Here is a 23010-nt window from a genome sequence, read left to right as displayed (position 1 = left end):
TGACATGCTATCAACAGGCCTTTGACTAGGTTGTTATATATTCCTGATTTTCTATAAATTTATTTATCAGCTGATAATTTCATATTGTTAGAGTAACATTCCGGTAACAGGTTGCGGGTAGTTTTGCGGCTGAAAACAACCTTCCAACCTTATGTTTCACAGCTACTTAGCTCGAGCCGGCCGGCTCTGTGCGATGGGCCTGCCTGTGCTTTTGCTAAGCAACAGTGCCTTCGCACAATCCCAATCAGTTTCCGGCACCGTAACTGACGACCAAGGCCAACCGCTACCCGGCGCGACGGTAGTAGTGAAGGGTACTACAAACGGTGCCTCCACCGACGTGCAGGGTGCCTACACGCTCAATGCTCCCTCCGACGCTGTACTGCAAGTCACTTTCATTGGCTTCTTACCTCGGGAAGTGCCAGTGGAAGGCAAAACACAACTCAATCTGCGGCTCACGCCCGACACCAAGCAGCTCAACGAAGTAGTAGTAACGGCGCTGGGTATCAAGCGGGAGCAGAAAGCCCTCGGCTACGCTACGCAAACCATTGGTGGCGAAGCCCTACTGGAAGCAAGACCTAACAACTTTTCACAGGCCCTGTCAGGTAAGGTGGCAGGCCTAAACCTGATTTCGGCGGGCTCCGGGCCAGTAAACTCCACACGCATCTCGTTGCGGGGCGACAACTCCTTGAACCCAAATGGCAACAATGCCCTGATTGTGCTGGACGGCGTGCCGATGAACAGCGGCCTAGCCAGTTCGGGCGTAGGTAGCGCGTACGGGGCTGGTTCCGGCAATGATGTGCCCGTAGACTTCGGTAACGGCATTGCTGACATCAACCCCGACGACATTGCCAGCATTACGGTGCTGAAAGGAGCCAGCGCCACGGCCCTCTACGGTAGCCGCGCAGCCAACGGCGCCTTGATTATCACCACCAAAACAGGTTCGCGCAAGAAAAAGGGCCTGGGCGTAACGGTGAACAGCAACTACAGCGTGAACACCGTGCTGCAGTGGCCCGAATATCAGTACGAATACGGCCAAGGCACCGGTCGCTCGTTCACCGCGGCTGGCGAGATGTACTACTCGTACGGCACCTCCGCCGATGGGAATAGCACGGGTGGTACGAGCAGCGCGTTTGGGCCGAAATTCGATGGGCAGCTATTCTATCAGTACGACCCCGTAACGCAGGCACAGTCGGCGGAACGGTTGCCGTGGGTGCCGTACAAAGACAATATCAAAGGGTTTTTCCGGACGGGTTCCACACTTACCAACAGCGTGGCTTTGGAAGGTGGCAACGAAACCAGTTCGGCGCGGGCCTCGGTTACGCACTCCAAGAATGAGTGGATTATGCCCAACACCGGCTATGATCGGTTGACGGCGGCGTTGAGTGTCAACCACAGCCTGACTCCGAAGTTGAAACTAGCGGGCAAAGTGAACTTCACCAACCGCAAGAGCGACAACCTCCCCGCCACCGGTTACAACAACCAGTCGTTGTCGTACTTCATGATTTTCCAGAACCCCAACGTACCGCTCGACGCGTACCGTACCATCTGGAAAAACGGCTTCGACCAAGTGGATCAGGTGCATCCGTTCAGCTCGTTTATCGACAACCCGTACCTGATTGCCCACGAAATGACCAACTCGGTGACCACGCGCACTACCGTTGGCAACGTGTCGGGCACCTATGATTTCACGCAAAAGCTGAGTTTGCTGGTTCGCTCTGGCATCTCGATGAGCCAAGAGGAACGCGAAATGCGGCGCCCCTACAGCACGGCAAACTTCCAGCGCGGCTATTACAAGCAGCAGGATATCACCAACTACGAGGCCAACACCGACTTCCTGCTGACCTACCATCAACCCCTAGGAATGCACTTCGACGTGCGGGCTTCGGTGGGTGGCAACGCCATGTACCGCCGCTTCCGGGGCATCGATACTTCCGTGGAGGGCCTCGTAATTCCGGGCGTGTACAAGCTCACCAACGGCCTCAGCAACCCGCTATTGGCAGCCACCACGCGTGCCCGCAAAATTAATAGCCTCTACGCCCTCACCACCCTTTCTTTCGACGACAAGATTTTTGTGGATTTGACTGGCCGCAACGACTGGTCGAGCACCCTGCCAACTCAGAACAACTCGTTCTTCTATCCTTCTATCAGTTCCAGTTTCATTCTAAACGAATTGCTGCCCATGCCATCGTCGGTTTCGCTGGCCAAGGTGCGGCTATCGGCGGCGCGCGTGGGCAACGATACCGAGCCGTACTACACCCGCAAGTACTACGGCCGGAGCGACTTCCCCGGCGCTGGCTCGGTTCCAACTACGCTATTCAACACCGATTTCAAGCCTGAACTCACGACTAGCTACGAAGCCGGCGTGGAGTACCTAATGTTCCAAGGCCGCATCGGGGCTGACCTGACGGTATACCAGAATACGACCAGCAACCAGATTCTGGAAGTGCCCATCGACCCTACTACCGGCTACAGCCGGGCATTGCTGAATGCAGGCGAGGTGCGCAACCGCGGCGTGGAAGTGGTACTCAATGCCCGGCCCGTTGACAACAACTCGTTTAAGTGGAAAACCACCGTTACCTGGGCCCGCAACCGCAACAAGGTGTTGAGCTTAGCCGATGGCCTCGATGATCAGCAGGTGATTGGTACGGGCGGCACGGCTTCCATCATCGCCAAAGTAGGTGGCACCACCGGCGACATCTACGGATTCGGCTTCGAGCGCGCCCCCGATGGCCAGATCGTCTACAACAAAGACGGCCTACCCGTGCAGCCCGCCGCCGTCAAATACATCGGGCGGGCCTACGCCGACTGGAAAGGGGGGTTCCTGAACGAGTTTTCCTACAAGAACTTCCGGGTGAGTGTACTGCTCGATGGTCAGTATGGTGGCATCATCTATTCTCAGACCCACCACAAAATGATGGAGCAGGGCAAGCTAAAATCTACGCTGCCCGGCCGCGAGGAAGGCTTTATTGTGGGCGAAGGCGTGGTGGCCAACCCTGATGGCACGTACTCGCCAAATGAGAAGCAAGTAGCTCCGTACCAGTACTACGCCGAGTATTACCGCCGCGCCAATATTGAAAGTAATTCCTTCGATGCTTCTTACCTGAAGCTGCGCGAAGCCCGCATCGAGTACAACCTACCCGCGGCGCTGCTCGCCCGCACCAAGGCCCTGACGGGCGCCACCATTGGCCTCTACGGCCGCGACCTGGCCATGCTCACCGACTTCCCCATGTTTGATCCGGAAACGGCAGCACTCAATGGCGGCACCATCCTACCCGGCGTGGAAATCGGCCAGCTTCCCTCTACACGCACAATGGGCGTGAACATCACGCTACAGTTTTAGAGCAACAGCAATGAAAAAATATATAACGCTCCTGCTACTCGCCCTGGGCGGCAGCATGGTATCGTGCACCGATGGCTTTGAGGAGCTGAATACCGACCCTAACCGCATCGAACGAATCAGCCCCGGCACGCTGCTCAACCCCATTGTGTACGAGTTGGCCGCGTTCAATACCAACCGTGCTGATGCCTTCACGTTCGACATTATGCAAGTGTCGTTGCCGTTTCCGAGCGTGTCGGGGGGGGTGCACCGCTATTTGGTGAGCGAAAGCGCTGGTAATTCCACCTGGACCACCTATTACCGGTGGCTGGCCAATATTCGGGAAATGCGCATTGCTGCCGTAGCCGCTCAAGACCCCAACTATGAAGCTGTTGCGCTCACCCTGAACGCTTGGGTGTACGCCAACCTAACCGACTGCTTCGGAGACGTGCCGATGACCGAAGCCAGCCGTGCCGAGGAAGGAATTCTCTATCCGAAGTTCGACACGCAGCAAGCTATTTACACGCAGCTACTCGACGACCTGGATTTGGCCAACGGCCTCTTCGACGTCAATAAGTCGATGAGCTATGGCAGCGACTTGCTCTACAACAACAGTGTGCTTAACTGGCGACGGTTCTGCAACTCGCTGCGTATGCGCCTGTTGCTGCGCGCTTCCAAACGCCCCGAAATGAATGCCCCAGCTCGGCTGGCGGCCATGATTAATGACCCCGCCAAGTACCCAGTATTCACGCAAAACAGTGAGGCAGCCATTTTGAAAATTAATGGCGTGGCGCCCAATGTGTCGCCTTGGGGCCGGGCTATTGACTTCACGACCACCCGGGCGGCGGCTTCGTATTTCATCGACAACCTGAACACGTGGAGTGACCCCCGCCTGCCGAAGTTCAGCACCCAAGCGCGTGCGCAGATGGGCAACAGCACCATTGGCTACAAAGGTATCCCAAGTGCCTATAGTGGCAGCGACGCCCAGTTCCAGTATGTACCTTCCAACCTGAACGTGGCGCTGGTAACGGCCAGAGTAGATGCGCCCATGTCGTCGGTGCTGATGAGCTACGCCGAGGTCGAATTCATTAAGGCTGAAGCGGCCCAGAAAGGGTATATCACCGCCGATGCTCGCACGCACTACGAACGGGGCGTACGCGCCGCCATTGAGCAGTGGGGTGCCGTAGTACCCGCTACCTACTTCCAGAATGCCGCGGCGGCGTACAATGGCACGCTGGAGCGCATCATGCTGCAGAAGTATTACGCACTGTTTTTCAACGACTATCAGCAGTGGTTTGAATACCGCCGCACAGGTTTGCCAGTACTGCCCCGCGGCCAAGATTTGCAGAATGGGGGCGTCATGCCGGTGCGTTTCAAGTACCCGCTTATCGTGCAAACCAACAACGGCACCAACTACCGCACTGCGGTGGAAAACATGGGCGGCGACGACGTGAACACCAAAGTGTGGTGGGAAAAATAGCCTGCTTTCTTACGACCTTATTATCAATAGCATGTCGCAGCAAAGAAGAACCTTCCTGAAATCCATTGGCCTGGCAGGCTTGGGCGTGACGTTGGACGCGAACCTCGGCTTGGCACGCCCCAAGGATGCCGCCAGCACCAATAAAGAGGTGGCGGTTGCGGCCCTCAGCGGCAAGGTGCACGCGGGCGGCCAGGGCATTGCGGGCGTAGTCGTTACCGACGGCGTCAGTGTTACGGTCACTGATGCGAAAGGCCAATACACGCTGGAAAGTAGTGGCGCCACCGACTTCGTGTACATTTCGGTGCCGCGGGGCTATGAATTTCCGCACGAAAAAGGCGTGGCCCGCTTCTACCGCAAGAAGGAGCCCGTACGCGGCCGGTTCAAGGCGGATTTTGAGTTGCAGAAACTCAGCCAAGACGATACGCAGCACAACTTCCTGGTGTGGGCTGATCCGCAGATGATATCCAAGGCTGACGCCGCCGAGTTCAAAGCCACCGCCGTACCCGACACGCAGAAATTACTAGCCAGCTACGGCCCCGGCACCCTGTTTCACGGCATCGGCTGCGGCGACTTGGTGTGGGACCATTTTGAAATCTTCGAGGATTACAAAGAAGGTGTAGCCAGTACGGGCATCCCCTTTTTCCAGGTTATCGGCAACCACGACATGGACCTCACGGCCCGCACCGACGACCACTCCGCGGACACCTTCAAGAAGCTGTTTGGCCCCACCTACTACTCGTTCAACCGCGGCGAAATTCACTATGTAGTGCTCGACGACGTGTTCTTTGTTGGGGCAGCCAAGAAGTATATCGGGTACCTCACGGAGCGGCAACTGGCGTGGCTGGAGCAGGATTTAGCTCACGTGAAGCCCGGCACTACGGTGGTCGTGAGCTTGCACATTCCGCCCTATACCCGACAACACCTACGCAACAAAGACAAAGAGGAGCCGATGGGTGGCGTAGTAGCCAACCGCCAAGAGCTGTACCGACTGCTGAAGCCCTACAAAGCGCACATCATGTCGGGGCACACGCACTTCAACGAGGTGCTGCAAACCGCCGACAACGTAACCGAACACGTGCATGGCACCGTGTGCGGTGCGTGGTGGACCGGCCCGATCTGCACTGATGGTACGCCCGGCGGTTACGGCGTGTACGAGGTGCGCGGCAGCGAGCTGAAGTGGTACTACAAAGCCATCGGGCAGGAGCGCAGCCACCAATTCCGCATCTACCCGAAGGGCAGCATCCCGGAGCGGCCCGAGGCGCTGGCCGTGAATGTTTGGAACTGGGATTCGGCCTGGAAAGTGGCTTGGTTTGAAGACGGGGTGCGCAAAGGCGACATGCAGCAGTACACCGGCCTCGACCCGCTATCGGTGCGGCTCCATGCGGGCCCTGCCCTACCCGCCAAGCACAAGTGGGTTGACCCCACCATTACCGAGCATTTGTTTGTAGCCAATGTATCGACGCAGGCCAAGGAAATTCGCGTCGAAGTCACTGACCGGTTCGGGCAGGTATATACCGATACGTTGTCTGCGTAGTGTACTTTGCTAGTTGCACTCCCTCTTGTTTCACTCCGCAGCTGAAGGCACACACTTTCAGTTGCGGAGTTTTCACTTGCCACATGTTCGCCTGATGACAAAATTCCTTCTCTTCCTTGCCCTGATGCCCGTTGGTTTCGGGGCCCTTGCTCAGCGCGCTGCCTTCGACCGGCAGGGCCACCGTGGTGGCCGCGGTCTAATGCCTGAAAACACTGTTCCAGCCATGCGCAAAGCCCAAGACCTCGGCATGACTACCCTGGAAATGGATGTGCTGGTGAGCCAAGACAACCAGGTGTTCCTCTCCCATGACCCTTACATGAGCGCCGATTTTGTGCTGACTCCAGACGGGCAGCCCATCAAGAAAGCCGACGAGCAAAAGCACCGCCTCTATGCCCTTCCCTACGCCGAAATTCGGCGCTACGATACGGGTAGCCAAGGCAACTCCAAGTTCCCGCGGCAGCAGAAGCTACGCACCTATAAGCCCCTGCTGGCTGAAGTAATTGATTCCGCGGAGGCGTATGCCCGCTTGAAAAAACTACCCGCCCCGCGCTACAACATCGAAACCAAAACCACTCCGGAAGGCGACAGTAAGTTGCACCCAGCCCCAGCGGAGTTCGTGAAGCTGCTGCTAGCCGTAGTGCAAGCCAAAGGCGTAGCAAGCCGCGTCACCATCCAATCATTCGACCCGCGCACGCTGGAGGTGGTGCACCAAGCCGCCCCGACGCTGCACACTGCCTTACTGGTGATGAACACGCAAGGCTTAGCGGCAAATCTGAAACGCCTTAGCTTCCGACCTACCATCTACAGCCCTCACTTTCAGCTGGTAACTGCTGACTTGGCGCAAGCCTGCCACAAAGAGGGCCTCCAAATTATTCCTTGGACGGTAAACGAATCTTCCGACATAGAGCGCCTCATGCAGTTACAAGTAGACGGCATCATCACCGATTATCCCGACCTGTTCGCCACTCTACCGAAGCCCTAAGTTACAGCCTATAAGCAGCAAGCAAGAGGGCGCGCGAGCCGGATGCGGACCAAGTCCGTGTCTAATTCGCGCGCCCTCTTGCTTGTGTTTCGTTGGTTCTAATGGTCGCTCATCACACCGGCCTTGATGGCCACCGTCAGGCGGTTTTCGATGGGTGGCACCGGGCAGGAATACTGGGAGTTATAGGCACAGAACGGATTGTAGGCACGATTGAAATCCAGCAGCAGTTGCCCGTCTTTGAGTTGGCCGGTACGCAAATCGAGGTAGCGGCCGCCGCCGTAGCTGCTATGGCCGTTGGTGCGGTCGGTGAAAGGCACAAACAAGTAGTCTTGGTAGCCTTGCCGCTGTTGCAAATCCAGGCTCTGAAACACCGTTAGGTGCTGCGGACTGCCGTTCAACACGAAATGTAACTCTCCGTATTTGCGGTACAGCGGCTTGCGGCCATTGCTGGTTTTCATTTCAAAAGGGGCCTGCGTAGAATCGCTCGTGAAACGGGCTTCTACGCAGGCCTCTTGGTTTAGAGGAAAGAACGGAAGCCCCGTAAACTTTTCCCGCGCCGCTGCCGGCAACGGCGAGCGGCTAGCATCCTTGTACTCGGCATTCAGCTCTGCCTGAAATTCGCTTACCATCCGGCTGTGCTCCGCAGCAGAAGGCCGCGCCAAGCCGCCGTTTTGGGCCGCACTAGGCCACGCGCAGAATAGAAATATCCCTGTGAGCAGGTACGTAATAGCTTGTATCATGCCCTGAAGATACGTACCCCACTCACAGTCCGCCCGCTCCGGTTGCGCGTTGCTAGTGCCGAGCCACTCAAGCCGAAAAGACGAGCCCTTAAGTATTCAACAGATTCATACTTATTTTATATTAGATTCGCCAGCAGAGTCGTTCGAGAATATTCTTTATTAGCTCTATCCGCAAGATCCTCAAGCACTCACCCAGATTTCAAGCATCTGGCTAACAACCTGCAAGCAGCCTTGCTCCAGCAAGACGAGTCTAGTATAGTAGTTTGATTACACCTGTTCCCTGCTTCTGTTATTTATGAGAATACGCTTATCTGTTTTCTGCTTGTGCACGCTTTTCTTCTACAACCACGCGTCCGCACAAGTTTCTTCCAACAACTCGAGTGTAGCCCCATCTGTTGCTGTGGTGCAACAGCAGTACGATGCCTTCTTTACGGCTCATCCGCAGCTGTACACAGGCCCCGAGTACGTTGACTATGCCAAGCGGTTCCAGACGGTTATTGGGCACCAGTTCTTCCTCAGCCCCGAAGAGCATAGAGGCAACGTTTACTACAACAATCACCAGTTCAAGGATATTGCGCTGGCCTATGATATTGCGCTGGACCAAGTGGTGCTCAAGCACCCTACCACGCCGCTATATCTGAGCTTGCTGAACGAGAACGTACGCCATTTCACTCTCGACAACCACCGCTTTATTCGGCTGGTGGCGGATAGCTCAACCAGCAAGGTGTTGCGCACCGGCTACTATGAGGTGCTAGTTGACAGCAGCGTGCAACTGCTAGCCAAGCGAATAAAAATCAGGCAGGAACGAGCCAACCAGGGCAAGATTGAAATCGAGTTCTTTCCCGGCGACAAGCTTTTTGTCAGGAAAGGCGCCGTCTATCATCCGGTTGGCAGCAAAAAGTCGCTCACCCGCCTGTTCGCTGACAGAGGCAAAGAGGTGCAGAAGTATATACAAGCCAATAAGTTAAAGTTCAAGAAAGACCGTCGTGAGGCGGCTATTGTTCGGGTTACTCGCTACTACACTAGCTTGGCCGCGCAGTAAATATCAGTTTGCCTCCCCTACCCTTTATCGCCTTTTGCCCTATCCTTTCCCTCTATGAAGCACCTGTACCATCTGCTTTTTCTCTTACTGTGTACACTGGCGAGCGGTAGCAGCTACGGGCAACAGCCAGCCCCCAAAACGGTCAGCGGCAACTTCACCCACGTTCCCTTCGAGCAGTTTGTGACGCAGGTAGAGCTTCAGGCTGACGTGCGGTTTTACTTTGATCCGACTACCGTTGACAGCCTGTACATCACGCTGCAAGTACAAGACCAGCCCGTAGCTGCGGTGATGGAGCGCGCCTTGCAGAACACCACCCTGCGCTTTGCTATCGACGACGAAAACCGGGTGTTCGTTACGGCGGGCTTGGCCATTGACCCTGCTCTTTCCACTGATTTCTTTCAGCCGCCAACCGCCGACGGGGTAGCCAACGCGCCCCGCGCCACCCAAACCGCCGCCCCTACGGCCGCCGTTCGGTCGCGGTATGTGCGCGAAGCCGAATTCAAGGTATATGAGTTGGGCTCGGGCGGTACTGCGGGCGGGAAGGCCACGCTGGCCGGCCACCTGCGCGACTTGAAATCGGGGGAGCCGGTTATTGGCGCCACGCTCTACACCGAAGGCCCGTCTTACGGCACCAGCACCGACCAGTTTGGGTACTACTCGCTCACGCTTCCCATCGGGCGCCACGACATAAAAATCCGTGGTATTGGCATCAAGAACACCAAGCGCCAGGTGGTGTTACGCGGCAATGCCAAGCTGGAAATTGAAGTGGAAGAAGACATCACGCCACTCAAAGAAGTGGTGATTGAAGCCGAAAAAGACAAGAACGTGTCGGGCATGCAAATGGGCCTGGAGAAGCTCGACATCAAAACGATGCGGCAGGTACCCACGGCCTTCGGCGAAACCGATATTCTGCGGGTGGTGCTGACGCTACCGGGGGTGAAGTCGGTGGGGGAAGGCAACACCGGACTGAACGTGCGCGGCGGCGCCACCGACCAAAACCTGATTCTGTTCAATGGTACCACTATCTACAATCCGTCTCATCTATTCGGCTTCTTCTCGGCATTCAACCCCGATATTCTGCAAACGGTGGAGCTCTACAAAAGCGCTATTCCGGCCAAGTACGGAGGTCGCCTATCTTCCGTCCTGGAAATCAAAACCCGAGAAGGCAACAAGAAAAAGTTTTCGGGCTCGGGAGGCATCGGGCCGCTTACCAGTCGCCTCACCCTGGAAGGGCCCATTGTAAAAGACAAAAGCGCGTTCATCATTAGCGGCCGGACCAGCTACTCCGACTGGATTTTGCGGCGCCTGTCCAACAGCTCGTTTCGGCAAAGCTCGGCATCCTTCTACGATGTCAGTGCCCACGTCAACCACCAACTAAACGACAAGAACTCGCTCTACGCCACCGGGTATCTGAGCGCCGATAAGTTTCGGTTGGCCAGCGACACGTCGTATCAGTACATCAACCAGAACGCCAGCCTGAAATGGCAGCACAACTTCAGCAACAAGCTGTATAGCGTACTGACGGGCGCCTACAGCCACTACGGCTACGATATTGTTAGCGAGAAAAACCCGGTTAATGCTTCCCGGCTGAAGTACGGCATCAACCAAACCAACCTGCAACTCGATTTCAGCTACTTCCCCAACTCCATCCATACTATTGATTTCGGGGTAAGCTCACTGCTCTACAACATTTCGCCGGGCAGCCTCACGCCCACGGGCACCGAGTCGCTGATACGGCCGAATATCTTGAGCCGGGAGCAGGCGCTGGAAAGTGCCATCTACGCCTCCGACCGGATTGATATCAGCCAGCGGCTTTCGGTTTCTATTGGCTTGCGCTACTCGTTGTACAATGCGCTAGGGCCGCGCAACGTCTATGAGTATGCGCCAGGACTGTCGAGAAGTGAAGCGACCATCACCGACACAGTCAGCTATGGCTCCGGCAAGGTGCTGGCTACGTATCACGGCCCGGAATACCGGGTGTCGGCGCGGTATTCGGTGTCCGACAACTCATCGGTGAAAGCCAGCTACAACCGCACGCGCCAATACATCCACCAGCTTTCCAACACCGCTTCCGTTTCGCCGGCCGACATCTGGAAGCTCAGCGACTCCAACATTCGCCCGCAGGTCGGCGACCAGGTGTCGGTGGGTTACTACCGCAACTTCAAGTCCAACACCATTGAGGCGTCGGTGGAAACCTACTACAAGTGGCTCGATGACTTCGTCGACTACAAAAGCGGCGCCACGCTCATCCTCAACGACCACATTGAAACCGACATCGTGAATGCCCAAGGCAAAGCCTACGGGGTGGAAATGATGGTAAAGAAACTCACGGGCAAGATCAACGGCTGGGTGAGCTACACCTACTCCCGCTCGTTGGTGCAAGTGAATTCGGGCACCACTTCCGATAGGATCAACGGGGGCCGCTACTACCCCAGCAACTTCGACAAGCCCCACGACGTCACGCTGATTGGCAACTACCGTTTCAGCCGCCGCTTCAGCTCCTCGCTGAACTTCACCTACAGCACCGGCCGCCCCATTACGCTGCCGCTGGCCAAGTATTACGTAGCCAACTCGCTACGGGTGTACTACTCTGACCGCAATGCCTACCGAGTACCCGACTACTACCGCGCCGATTTTGCGCTCAACATAGAAGGCAGCCACAAGGTGAAGAAGCTGGCGCACAGTTCCTGGACGGTGGGCGTCTACAACCTCACGGGCCGCAGAAACCCATATTCGGTGTATTTCAAGTCGGAAAACGGGCAGATCAGAGGCTACAAGCTTTCCATTTTCGGCCAGCCGATTCCTACCGTTACCTATAACTTCAAATTCTAGATGCGCCTCTTCTCTACTCCCTTCCGGGCTGCGCTATTGTGGTGTTTGGCGCTACTAATGCCCGGCTGCATCGACCCTTACATGCCGGAGGCAATTAGCACCACTACCAACTTCTTGGTGGTAGATGGCTTCATTAATAGCGACGGCATCACCACCATTAACCTCTCGCGCACCTATGATATCAGCTCTTCCGCGACGCCGCCCAAGGTAACTAGAGCGACGGTATACATCGAGGAAGACGGTGGAGTGCGCTATAATCTGCGGGAAAGCAGCCCCGGTATTTACACCTCCCCCAACCTGCGGCTGAACGCGGCCAAGAATCATCGGCTGCACATCCTCACTTCCGACAGCAAAGATTACGCATCCGAGTACACGGCCGTCAAGACCACGCCTCCCATTGATAACATTACCTGGCGAGCCGTTGACACCGGATTGAACATCTACGTCAACACCCACGACGATACCAACAAGACCCAATATTACAGGTGGGAATTTGAAGAGACCTGGGAAATAGCAACGCCCTACTCGCCCTTCATTGAATACCGAAACGGCCAGATACAGTCTATAACCACTCCTTACCCGAGACTTTGCTGGAGCAATGCCAAGTCTGCTGACATCAAAATAAGCAACACGACCCGGTTGACGAAGGATGTAATTTCCGACTTTCTACTGCGCTCTTTCCCCACCACTTCCGAGCTATTTAACCGCAGATACAGCATCCTGGTAAAGCAGTACGCTCAAACTGCGGAGGAGTACATGTACTGGGATTTGCTTCGAAAAAACACCGAGCAAATAGGTACCCTCTTCGACCCACTTCCAGCCCAGCTCACGGGCAACATCCGGTGCCTAAACGACCAGGCGGAGCTTGCGCTGGGCTACGTTGGGGTGCATTCCGTACAGGAAAAGAGAATATTCATTGCTCGCCCGGAATTGCCGAGCACCTGGCGAGTTCAGAATGGATACGAAAGCTGCGTGCCACCCGACACTGTGTTTATAGCAGGTCCGGAGATTCGCCTCCCCCCTGCCCAAATCCTACAGAATGCTTTCAGCGGCCCTACGTATCTGCCTATTGCCGAGGTGTACAATCCGATAAGCGGAAATTTGGTTGGCTACACAGCTAAGTCGCGGGATTGTATCGATTGCCGTACGCGTGGCAGTGCAATCAAACCTAGCTTTTGGCCTTAGTCTTTGCCGTTAACGTGATGCGCTACAACAACATGATGGTATTTCAACGTCGGGGCTTGTTACGTCTCCGCACCTGTATGGCACTGCTTCTCTGGCTGGCTATGGCGGGAGCAGCACAGGCCCAAACCGATTCCTTGGGAGGCATTACCCGCAAATTCAGCCGGTACCAGCAGGCGGCCCTCCCCGAAAAGCTTTTCCTGCACCTCGACCGGCCAGTCTACCTTATTGGCGAGACAATGTGGTTCAAGGTATATGCTGTGGAAGGTACGCAAGCTACCCCCTTGCCGCTGAGCACAGTGGCCTACGTGGAGGTGCTCGACAAACAGCAGCGGCCCGTATTACAAGCCAAAGTCCCCTTGAAGGAAGCCACAGGACATGGCTCGTTTGTGCTGCCTACTTCCCTGGGCTCGGGCACCTACACGGTGCGCGCGTACACCAGTTGGATGCAGAATTTCGGGCCAGAATACTACTTCCACAGCTCCATTACGGTGCTCAACACCTTCACCGCGTCTGGTGCAGTGGCTGACAAGGATTCGGCAGCGTACGACGTGCAGTTTTTCCCGGAAGGCGGCAATCTGGTGCAGGGCATTGCCAGCAAGGTAGCGTTCAAGGCAACCGCCAAAAGCGGCACGGGAGTAGCAGTCGAAGGTAAGGTCCTCAACCAAAGCGGCACCGTGGTAGCCAGCTTCAAAACGCTGCGCTACGGCATGGGGAGCTTCACGTTCACGCCGGATGCGGGCAGCACCTACACCGCCATGGTTACGGTAGGCAAGCAAGTGGCCCGGTACAAGCTGCCGCGGGTCTATGAGCAGGGCTACGTAATGCGCCTGGACAACAGCAGTGCCGACCCACTCACCATCACCGTAAGCTCGACCAGCTTGCAGCCCGAAACGATTTTTCTGCTGGGCCACTCCCGCCAGAAAATTGCCGTCACGGCTCAGGCGCCATTAGTGAATGGGCGTGCGGCATTCGTTGTCAACAAAAGCCAGCTGCTGGAAGGCATTTCGCATTTCACCGTGTTCAATGCGCAGCAGAAACCGGTGTGCGAGCGGCTGTACTTCCGGCAGCCTACACGCCAGCTCACCATCACGGCCCGCCCCGACAAAGGCCAGTATGCGCCCCGCGACAAGGTAGGCGTGGAAATAGCTGCCACTTCCGATACCCGCCCGCTGGGGGCGCAACTCTCGATGGCGGTGTACCGGCTCGATTCGCTGACCACTGCCTCCGGCCCCGACATCAACAGCTACTTGTGGCTGACCTCAGACCTGAAGGGCACTGTTGAAAACCCGGCCTACTACTGCGCGGCCCCCAGCCAAGAAGTGCTTGAAGCCGCCGACAACCTAATGCTGACGCAAGGGTGGAGCCGGTTTGCCTGGGACCACGTGTTGGCTCCAACACCTCTGAAGTTCGTGCACATGCCCGAGCCCAACGGGCTTGTGGTGAGAGGCCGATTAACCAAAGCAGGCACCACCACGCCCGTAAAAGGCGTCTTGACTTACCTCTCAACACCTAGCCGCCTGATCCGACTCAACAACTCGTTGAGCGACGCGCAAGGGCTTCTGCAGTTCGAAACCAACAACTTCTACGGCTCCAAAGAACTGGTGGTGCAGACAGATCCGGGCCAAGACAGCACCTGCCGCATCGAGATACTGAATCCGTTTTCTCAGGAGCATTCGGCCACGCCACCCGCACCCTTTAGCGCCTTTACCCGCTTGCAGCAAGCGTACGCCAAACGACATTTCCAAGCGCAAGTGCAGACCAGCTACGCCCGCAAGAACGAGGCCCGCTACACAGCGCCATTCGCCGTCACGGACAGCGCAGCCTTCTACGGCAAGCCCGACGAAACCTACTTCCTTGACAAGTACACCCGGTTCAAGGTGCTGGAAGAAGTGATGCGCGAATATGTACCAGGTGTGGTCGTCCGGATTCGCAAAGACGGTTTTCACTTCTTGGTGGTCGACAAAATCAACAAAACGGTTTTCACGGAAAATCCGATGGTGCTACTGGATGGGGTACCGATTTTCAACATCAACAAGATGATGGCCATGAATCCGCTAAAAATTCAGAAGCTGGAAGTAATTGACAGCCGCTACTTTCAGGGCATGGCCGTGTACAGTGGCGTGGTAAGCTACACCACGTACAAGGGCGACCTGGAAGACTTTCCGCTAGACCCACGGGTACTGGTGCAGCAATACGAGGGCTTACAAGGCCAGCGCGAGTTCTACGCGCCTCGCTACGATGCACCGGAAGCCAAGCGCAGCCGCCTCCCCGATATGCGCAATCTGCTCTACTGGAACCCCACCGTAACCACCGGTACCGAAGCCAGCAAGTTGGATTTCTATACCGGCGACCAAGCCGGACGCTATGTAGTGGTGCTCCAGGGCCTCTCCGGCAACGGGGCCGCAGGCAGCACCAGCTTCACATTTGAGGTGAAGCAGGCGTTGTAGGTACCGCGTTCCGCTGAGTGCCGAGAAGCCGTTGATGTGCTGGCACGTCAACGGCTTTTCACTTATTGGTGTATTTCGTATCACTTCGTGATGGTTGTTTGTTTCTTGATTATCGTAGAATAGCTACTCAAGTCATTCCCCGCTGCCTCTGTACTTTCGCCTTCATGACCGATACCGCCGCCAACCAACCCCACAAGCTTTTCCTGCTCGACGCGTTTGCCTTGATTTACCGCGCCCACTTCGCGTTCAGCAAGAACCCGCGCGTCAATTCCAAGGGCCTCAACACCGGGGCTATTTTGGGCTTCACTAACACCTTGGTAGAGGTGTTGCAAAAAGAAAAACCCACCCACATCGGCGTGGCATTCGATGCTCAGAAAAAGACGTTTCGCCACGAGCAGTTTGCCGAATACAAGGCGCAACGCCAAGCCATGCCCGAAGACATTGGCTTGGCTATTCCGTATATCAAGAAGATTATCAAGGCCTTCAATATCCCGATTCTGGTGGTGGATGGCTTTGAAGCCGACGACGTCATTGGCACCCTGGCGCGCCGGGCCGAGGCGCAGGGCTTTGGCGAGGTGTTCATGATGACGCCCGACAAAGACTACTGCCAGTTGGTAACCGACTGCGTGAAAATCTACCGGCCGGCATTCATGGGCAATGCGGCCGAAATATTGGACGTGGCGCACGTGCTGCAGCGCTTCGAGATTGAGCGGCCCGAGCAAGTCATCGACATCTTGGGCTTGCAGGGCGATGCCTCCGACAACATTCCTGGCATTCCCGGCATCGGGGAGAAGACGGCCAAGACGCTGATCCAGAAGTACGGCTCGGTGGAGAACCTGATTGCCAACGTGGACGAGCTGAAAGGCAAACAGCAGGAAAACGTGCGCAACTTCGCCGAGCAGGGGTTGCTTAGCAAGGAACTGGCTACCATCCATTTGGACGTACCCATTGAGTTCGAAGCCGATAAGCTGGTGCTCGACAAACCCGACGAAGACCAGTTGCGCCAGCTGTTCGACGAGCTGGAGTTCCGGCAGTTGGCTGCGCGCATTTTGGGTGGCGGTGAAAAGGCCGGTGGCCCAGCAACTGCTGACGACCGCGCCAACCCACGGTCAAGCTCGCGGCGGCCGAAAGTACCCGCCAGCCAAGCCAGCTTGTTTGGCAACAGTTCTGACGCGGCCGTAGCTATTGGGGCTGAGGAAGGCGAAACAGGCAGCTTCGGTGCGCCTGCCGGCCCGCGCCTCACCCTCGCCGACGTGCCGCACCAGTACCACCTCATCGACACGCCCGAGTTGCGCCAGTCGTTACTTAACTTCCTGCTTCAGCAAACTGAGGTCAGCTTCGATACCGAAACTACGGGCCTCGATACCATGACGGCCCGGCTGGTGGGTCTCTCGTTTTGCTGGCTGCCGGGTGAGGCCTACTACGTGCCCGTTCCGCAAGACGACCACGCCGCCGCGCAAGCCTTAATTGACGAGTTCCGGCCTTTCTTTGATGCCTCGGGCATCCTCAAGATCGGACAAAATATCAAGTACGACCTTACCATACTGCGCCACTACAATGTGGAAGTGGAAGGGCCGCTCTTCGACACCATGCTGGCGCACTACCTGCTGGAGCCCGATATGCGCCACAACATGGACGTGCTGGCTGAAACCTACCTGCACTACACGCCCGTTGCCATCACCTCCCTCATCGGCAACAAAGGCAAAAACCAGAAAACCATGGCCGACCTCCCACCGGCCGAAGTATCCGACTACGCCTGCGAAGACGCCGACGTGACCTTGCAGCTTAAGCACGTATTCGAGCCGATGCTGAAGGAAGTAGGCTTGCTGGATTTGCTGAACGAGGTGGAGAATCCGTTGGTGCCGGTGCTGTCGGCTATTGAGTACGAGGGTGTGAAGATTGACTCCGGTGCCATGGGCGAGTACTCGGCGGAGCTGCAAGGCTACATCCAAGAGATAGAGCAGCAGATTTTCGCGGCGGCCGGGCAGGAGTTCAATATTGGCTCGCCGAAGCAGCTTGGCGAAATTCTGTTCGACAAGCTCGGACTGGGCGGCGGCAAAATCAAGAAAACCAAAACCGGCCAATACGCCACCGGCGAGGAAATCCTGAGTGTGCTGGCCGCCGACAACCCCGTGGCCGGCCTGATTTTGGAGCACCGCCAGCTCACTAAACTACGCTCCACCTACGTGGAAGCTCTGCCCCAGTTGGTGTGTGAGTTGGACGGCCGCGTGCATACCAGCTTCAACCAGGCCGTAACAGCTACCGGCCGCCTCAGCAGCACCAACCCCAACCTGCAGAATATCCCGATTCGCACCGAGAAAGGCCGCGAAATCCGCAAAGCCTTTGTGCCGCGCGACGAGAACCATGTGCTGCTAGCCGCCGACTACTCGCAGGTAGAGCTCCGCATCATGGCCGATTTCTCGGGCGACAAAACCATGATTGAGGCATTCCGACTAGGTCAAGACATTCATACCAGCACCGCCAGCAAGGTGTTCCATGTGCCCCTCGACCAAGTGGATGGCGAGATGCGCCGCAAAGCCAAAACCGTCAACTTTGGTATTATCTACGGCATTTCGGCGTTCGGTCTGGCCCAGCGCATTGGCATCTCGCGCAAGGAAGCCACCGAAATCATTGACACCTATTTCGAGGAGTTTTCGGCTGTGAAGAAGTTCATGGACGAAAGCATCAACAAGGCGCGGGAGCTGGAATACGCCACCACGTTGCTGGGCCGCCGCCGCTATCTGCGCGACATCAACTCGCGCAACGCCACCCTACGCGGCTACACCGAGCGCAACGCCATCAACGCCCCCATCCAAGGCACCGCCGCCGACATTATCAAGAAGGCAATGATCAACATTCACGACTGGCTGCACGACGAAAAGCTAGCCACGCGGATGATCTTGCAGGTGCATGACGAACTGGTATTCGATGCCGTGAAAGAGGAAATCGACTACATCACGCCCAAAGTGAAGGAGTTGATGACCACGGCCCTGCTCCTACCCCGCGGCGTGCCACTGGAAGTGGAAGTAGGCACCGGCAACAATTGGCTGCAAGCGCACTAGAAGCGCTAAACGGTTTAAAAGCAGAAAACCCGGCTACGACACTACACCTGTCGTAGCCGGGTTTTCTGTTAGTAGTTATTGGTGCCTCATTTCCACCGTTGACACCCGCGTGGAGCCCGACACGGTTGTGGTAGCGGTTAGTCTCAGCGAATTGTTGTTGAGCTCTGTTACTTGCCACGTGCCCACGAGCACCATCCCACCCGCCGAGGTGGAGTTGGTAATCGTAATAGTTTCCACGTCCCCCGTCTGAGACCAAGTGCCAAGGGCAACTGGAGGGAAGTTTGTGGCATTAGAGCAAATGCGCTGGTTGCGTTCTTCCGCGTACGACTTGTCTTCTAAGAACCTGAAAAAATCATCCTCGTCACAAGCCTCTATCAAGCTTCTAGCGGGTTGCGTGCCAGTTTGAGAGACGAAGCTGATCAGGCGCCACTCCCCCGAAGCAAGGATTTCGCTCCGAGTTTCCTCTTCATCATCTCCACCCAGAAGGCCACAACCTCCAGTAAATGCGCTGCTAGCGAGCAGCAAGGCCAAGTAAATACGTTTCATGCAATAGGGCAACAAGGTGAAAAAGAGCTGTCCTACGAAAGTAGAAAGCCTAGCTAGCGGCGGAAATACCTAGTAGTAGGTATTTTGCCGCGCAGGTAGTAGCTGATTTTCCAATATGACGTGCTGTGAGCACGCTTGCCTTTTCTGTTTTCCTAGTGCGGCTACTTCTTGTTTTTGGCTACCACAAACATCCGGTCGCCGAAGCGGCCGGTGAGTTGGTTGAGCCAGTAGGTAGGGTACTGCCCTACCAGCTTACCGGCTTGCTCCAGAGGGTTGCCACCCAAACGAATCTGCTGGGGTTTCTTAACCGGGTTCAGCAATTCCACTACCTCGAAGTTGTGCTTGGCTAACAGCTGCCGGATAGTATCCGGCGTGAACTCATAGAGGTGATACGGTGGTATATCCATACGGCGTTGCTTGCCCAGCAAGCCATAGAGCGCAAAACCCGCCCGCATGCTCGGCAGGTTGAGCACGCTGGGCAACGCCAACACCAGCAACCCGCCCGGCGCTAAAATGCGCCCAAACTTGGCCACCGCCGCCGACGGTGACAGCAAGTGCTCCAGCACGTCGCCGAGATACGCCAGGTCGAACTGGTTTTCCTGGAAGTCCTCGGTGGTTTCGATGTTGCCCGTCACGACGGGCAGGCCCAACTCACGGCGTGCAAAATCGGCGGCGTGAGCGGATATTTCCAGGCCGTGCGTTTCCCAACCCAGGCTTTGCAGGCTTTTCAGCGTGTAACCCGGGCCGCAGCCTACCTCCAAGTACCGAAACTGGCGGCCGGGGTAACGGCGCATCATATAATCGGTGAACTTGTCGGCGCGGGGCTTAGTCAGGTCCAGCGCAACGCCTTCCTCGATGAACTTTTGGTCCTGAACGGTCCGGTCGTAGTTGGGGCGCTCGGTGAAGTACTCTTTGCCGTAGAGTCGCTCTAGCTGTTCCGGCGTTGGCTGGGGATCCAGAAATACCAACTCGCAGTGCTGGCATTGCATACCTTGCAGGCGCTGGCCTTCAAAAACGTAGTAGAAAGGACGCGGCCGAAACGCCGTATGCCCACATAAGTCGCAAGTACGCATAGTGCTCTGAATCAAACTAAGAGGCAAGTTCGCACTTATCTGCGAAACCCGCAGGTAGGCTTTGTCTGTTCTAGGAGTGGTTGGTGGCCCAGCACTCCTTATGTAAGGCCGGGCAGAACGCTAAAACCAGCCCAGCCTCGTACAACTTCGGGCAGAGGTATGGGGTTTGAAACTTTAGATGTCAGCGCGCATCTTCATTTGTTGTTGAAAGGTAATTATGGTTGATGTAGTTGTAATTGGGGCAGGCCCGGTAGGCTTAGCGTGCGCACTGGAAGTGCAGCGGGTTGGCCTTACAGCAGTAGTAGTTGACAAAGGAGCATTGGTGAATTCCATCATCGGCTACCCGACCAACATGGAGTTTTTCTCCACCCCGGAGTTGCTGGAAATCGGAGGGCACCCGTTCCCAACCAGCAGCTACAAGCCCCTGCGCGAAGACGGCCTCGACTACTATCGCCGGGTGGCCCAGACTGAAAACCTGAATTTGCGCCTCTATGAGCGGGTTACGGGGTTGGAAGGGGAACCTGGCAAGTATGAAGTAGTAACGGAGAAAGGCCGCATCGAGTGTGCCAGCGTTATTATAGCCACCGGCTTCTATGATGTACCTAACTACTTGAACGTGCCTGGGGAAGATTTACCTCACGTCAACCATTACTACAAGGAGCCCTATGCTCACGTCGGGCAGGATGTGGTGGTAGTTGGGGCTAAAAACTCTTCGGCCAAAGCGGCCTTGCAACTCCTCCGGGCCGGCGCCCGCGTCACGATGGTAGTGCGGGGTGCGGAAATCAGCAATTCGGTGAAGTACTGGATTCGGCCCGACCTGCTGAACCGCATCAAGGAAGGCCGGATCAAGGTGCATTTCAACACCACGATTCAGCGTATCCTCACCGACACCGTGAAGCTCGACACCCCGGAAGGTCCGCTCACTGTCCCTGCCGACTACGTGTACGCCCTCACCGGCTACCATCCCGACTTCAGCTTCTTGGCTGCCCTCGGCATCACCTGCCAACTCGACGCGGCCCAGACGCCCACTCACGACGCCGAAACTCTGGAAACCAACCGTCCTGGCGTATACCTAGCAGGTACCGTTTGTGGAGGACTCAACACCAGCCGCTGGTTTATTGAAAACGGCCGCTACCACGCCCAGGTCATAGCCGCGCACTTGGCTGGCCGAGCCGCACCCGCCTTACCCGAAGTGCTGCAACCCGTGCAGCTCACGCCTCAAGCATAATCACTGCAAAAGCAAAAAGCCCGCAACTGCTAGCAGTTGCGGGCTTTTTGCTTTTAGATTAAGAGCGTTTTACTTAACGTGGAAACTGCACGCCACGGTAGTTGTTCGGATTCACCTGCGCAATACGCGAGCCGTATTTCGCATTAATAGCCTTGATCATCTCATTGGCTATCACAGCGTAGCCGCGAGGTGTAGGATGCACGCCATCGAGTGAGAACAGGTTACCGGAAACGAAGCTTGCCGTATTCGACACACCATTGGTGACTAAGCCTCTCTGTGCAACCCCGCTGAAGAAGGTGTTGGAATCAAAAATGGCTAGGCCCTTCTCGTTGGCTTTGTTGGTAATGGCCGTGTTGAAGGCTGTAGTAGCATTACGCACTTGAGTTTGCTCTGTGTCATCCAATACCAGCGTACTAGGAATTGGGTTTTCAGCGGTGATGCCGAACTGCTTCGTGGTATCTACGCCTTGCAATGCTAGGAACAAACCTAACGTAACAATAGGAGGCAAAGAAGGCCGCGCCTGGTTGAATACATCACGCCACGCTCTGCCGTTGTTAGGAACACCAATCAGAGGCAAGTAAGGCGACGCCGTCAAGGTGAACAGTTGGTTACCATTGCCGCTGGCATCCCGAATGGTGGTAGTAGCAATTGAGCGGCGAGTAGCCGACATACCCGGAGTGGTATTGAACCCACCGGTAGTAATAACAACTCCTGCTACGTTTCTAGCTGTCAAAGTTGCTCGTAGTACAGGCCCAACCGTCGTGAAGAACGGGATATTGGTTACGTCGGGGATAGTAGCTACCAAGCCTTTGGCACCACCCGCCGTCAGCGCGTCAACTACTTTGTTGTTTTTGTCGGTGAAGTTGGCCGGTGTTGTCAGACTGCTGGCAGCACCACCCGCAGTGGCGAAACCAAGCACGTCGTTGTTGCCGAGCCAGTTGGTGAAGAACGTGGCTGTAGTAGCTTCAGTGGCAACTCTCTGCAAGTACGTTTGATTGCTTCCGTCTGGGGTAATACGCTCGAAATACGGGTTGAACGTGTTAGCATTCAACGGCGTAGTCCGAACGTTTCCAAAGCCAGCCGTTTCAATATCCGACAAACGAATACCAGGTACGCCTAAGTTGTTGATAGCAGCCGTAAACTTGGTGTACGGAGCTGAAGTTGGCGCAACACGGCCAGCATTGCCAGGAACGTTAGCCGTGACCGGCGAACCGTTGGTGATGCCAACCAGCCGCACGTAGCCCGATCCATTTTCCTGTCCGGCAGGGAATAGTGGCTGCACGAATTCGCCACCACCAACGGCACGAAATTGCTCAGCTAACAGAGCCGGATACGATTTTTGCTGGCCTTCCAAATACAGGCCGTTGTCCTGAAATCCGGCCGTTAGGGAGTTGCCTACGGCGATATAACGGGTGAAATCAACCGAACCGGCGCTAGGCGTGAAATCGTCTTCGATATCGGGTTGGCAGGCAGTGAGCCCCAAACCCATCAGCGCCACAACCGGCGCGCACTTGCGGAATAGAGAAGTAGTCATTGTGGTGGG

The 23010-nt window shown here is 56.1% G+C and carries 14 protein-coding genes; 10 read left to right on the top strand and 4 right to left on the bottom strand.

Translation table 11 applies throughout. From position 1 onward, the window contains the following. Nucleotides 1–151 precede the first annotated feature (151 nt). The 4 genes from MTX78_RS01750 to MTX78_RS01735 all read left to right on the top strand — a co-directional run bounded on the left by MTX78_RS01750 (nucleotide 152) and on the right by MTX78_RS01735 (nucleotide 7312). A complete protein-coding gene (locus tag MTX78_RS01750) occupies nucleotides 152–3340 on the top strand; it encodes a SusC/RagA family TonB-linked outer membrane protein (protein ID WP_243799359.1) in 3189 nt (1062 codons plus the stop codon). A 10-nt stretch (nucleotides 3341–3350) separates the two neighbouring features. After that, nucleotides 3351–4796 (top strand): SusD/RagB family nutrient-binding outer membrane lipoprotein, encoded by a 1446-nt coding sequence (locus MTX78_RS01745; protein ID WP_243799357.1) that lies wholly within the window; start codon nucleotides 3351–3353, stop codon nucleotides 4794–4796. Nucleotides 4797–4827: 31 nt separating this feature from the next. Beyond that, nucleotides 4828–6330, top strand: coding sequence for a calcineurin-like phosphoesterase C-terminal domain-containing protein (locus tag MTX78_RS01740; RefSeq protein ID WP_243799355.1), 1503 nt, complete (start codon nucleotides 4828–4830; stop codon nucleotides 6328–6330). A 94-nt stretch (nucleotides 6331–6424) separates the two neighbouring features. Beyond that, nucleotides 6425–7312 (top strand): glycerophosphodiester phosphodiesterase family protein, encoded by an 888-nt coding sequence (locus MTX78_RS01735; RefSeq protein ID WP_243799353.1) that lies wholly within the window; start codon nucleotides 6425–6427, stop codon nucleotides 7310–7312. A gap of 98 nt (nucleotides 7313–7410) precedes the next feature. Here the strand turns inward: MTX78_RS01735 and MTX78_RS01730 are convergent, their stop codons facing one another. Then, nucleotides 7411–8052, bottom strand: coding sequence for a DUF1684 domain-containing protein (locus MTX78_RS01730; RefSeq protein ID WP_243799351.1), 642 nt, complete (start codon nucleotides 8050–8052; stop codon nucleotides 7411–7413). A 295-nt stretch (nucleotides 8053–8347) separates the two neighbouring features. Between MTX78_RS01730 and MTX78_RS01725 the strand changes: the two genes are divergently transcribed. The 5 genes from MTX78_RS01725 to polA all read left to right on the top strand — a co-directional run bounded on the left by MTX78_RS01725 (nucleotide 8348) and on the right by polA (nucleotide 18620). Then, nucleotides 8348–9094, top strand: coding sequence for a hypothetical protein (locus tag MTX78_RS01725; protein WP_243799349.1), 747 nt, complete (start codon nucleotides 8348–8350; stop codon nucleotides 9092–9094). 54 nt (nucleotides 9095–9148) lie between these two features. Continuing rightward, nucleotides 9149–11926 carry a TonB-dependent receptor gene (locus MTX78_RS01720; RefSeq protein WP_243799347.1) on the top strand — a complete coding sequence of 926 codons (2778 nt, stop codon included), beginning with the start codon at nucleotides 9149–9151 and terminating at the stop codon, nucleotides 11924–11926. After that, a complete protein-coding gene (locus MTX78_RS01715; protein WP_243799345.1) occupies nucleotides 11927–13111 on the top strand; it encodes a DUF4249 domain-containing protein in 1185 nt (394 codons plus the stop codon). It abuts the gene before it with no gap. Nucleotides 13112–13188: 77 nt separating this feature from the next. Then, the gene (locus tag MTX78_RS01710) at nucleotides 13189–15558 is read left to right on the top strand and encodes a hypothetical protein (protein WP_243799343.1); all 2370 of its coding nucleotides are present in this window, start codon (nucleotides 13189–13191) and stop codon (nucleotides 15556–15558) included. A gap of 164 nt (nucleotides 15559–15722) precedes the next feature. Continuing rightward, nucleotides 15723–18620, top strand: coding sequence for a DNA polymerase I (polA, locus tag MTX78_RS01705; RefSeq protein ID WP_243799341.1), 2898 nt, complete (start codon nucleotides 15723–15725; stop codon nucleotides 18618–18620). 75 nt (nucleotides 18621–18695) lie between these two features. Here polA and MTX78_RS01700 read toward each other — a convergent pair whose 3' ends face one another. Further along, entirely contained in the window at nucleotides 18696–19166 is a 471-nt protein-coding gene (locus tag MTX78_RS01700) for a hypothetical protein (RefSeq protein WP_243799339.1), read from the bottom strand. A 161-nt stretch (nucleotides 19167–19327) separates the two neighbouring features. Next, nucleotides 19328–20239: a class I SAM-dependent methyltransferase gene (locus tag MTX78_RS01695; protein WP_243799338.1), complete on the bottom strand. Its 912-nt coding sequence runs from the start codon at nucleotides 20237–20239 to the stop codon at nucleotides 19328–19330. 217 nt (nucleotides 20240–20456) lie between these two features. Between MTX78_RS01695 and MTX78_RS01690 the strand changes: the two genes are divergently transcribed. After that, nucleotides 20457–21467: a YpdA family putative bacillithiol disulfide reductase gene (locus MTX78_RS01690; RefSeq protein WP_243799336.1), complete on the top strand. Its 1011-nt coding sequence runs from the start codon at nucleotides 20457–20459 to the stop codon at nucleotides 21465–21467. Between the two features lie 73 nt (nucleotides 21468–21540). Here the strand turns inward: MTX78_RS01690 and MTX78_RS01685 are convergent, their stop codons facing one another. Beyond that, a complete protein-coding gene (locus tag MTX78_RS01685) occupies nucleotides 21541–23001 on the bottom strand; it encodes an SGNH/GDSL hydrolase family protein (RefSeq protein ID WP_243799334.1) in 1461 nt (486 codons plus the stop codon). Nucleotides 23002–23010 lie beyond the last annotated feature (9 nt).

It is taken from the genome of Hymenobacter tibetensis (assembly GCF_022827545.1).
GTDB lineage: Bacteria > Bacteroidota > Bacteroidia > Cytophagales > Hymenobacteraceae > Hymenobacter > Hymenobacter tibetensis.
The sequence above is the reverse complement of the archived record's forward strand: the minus strand, read 5'-3'. Positions and strand labels throughout refer to the sequence as shown.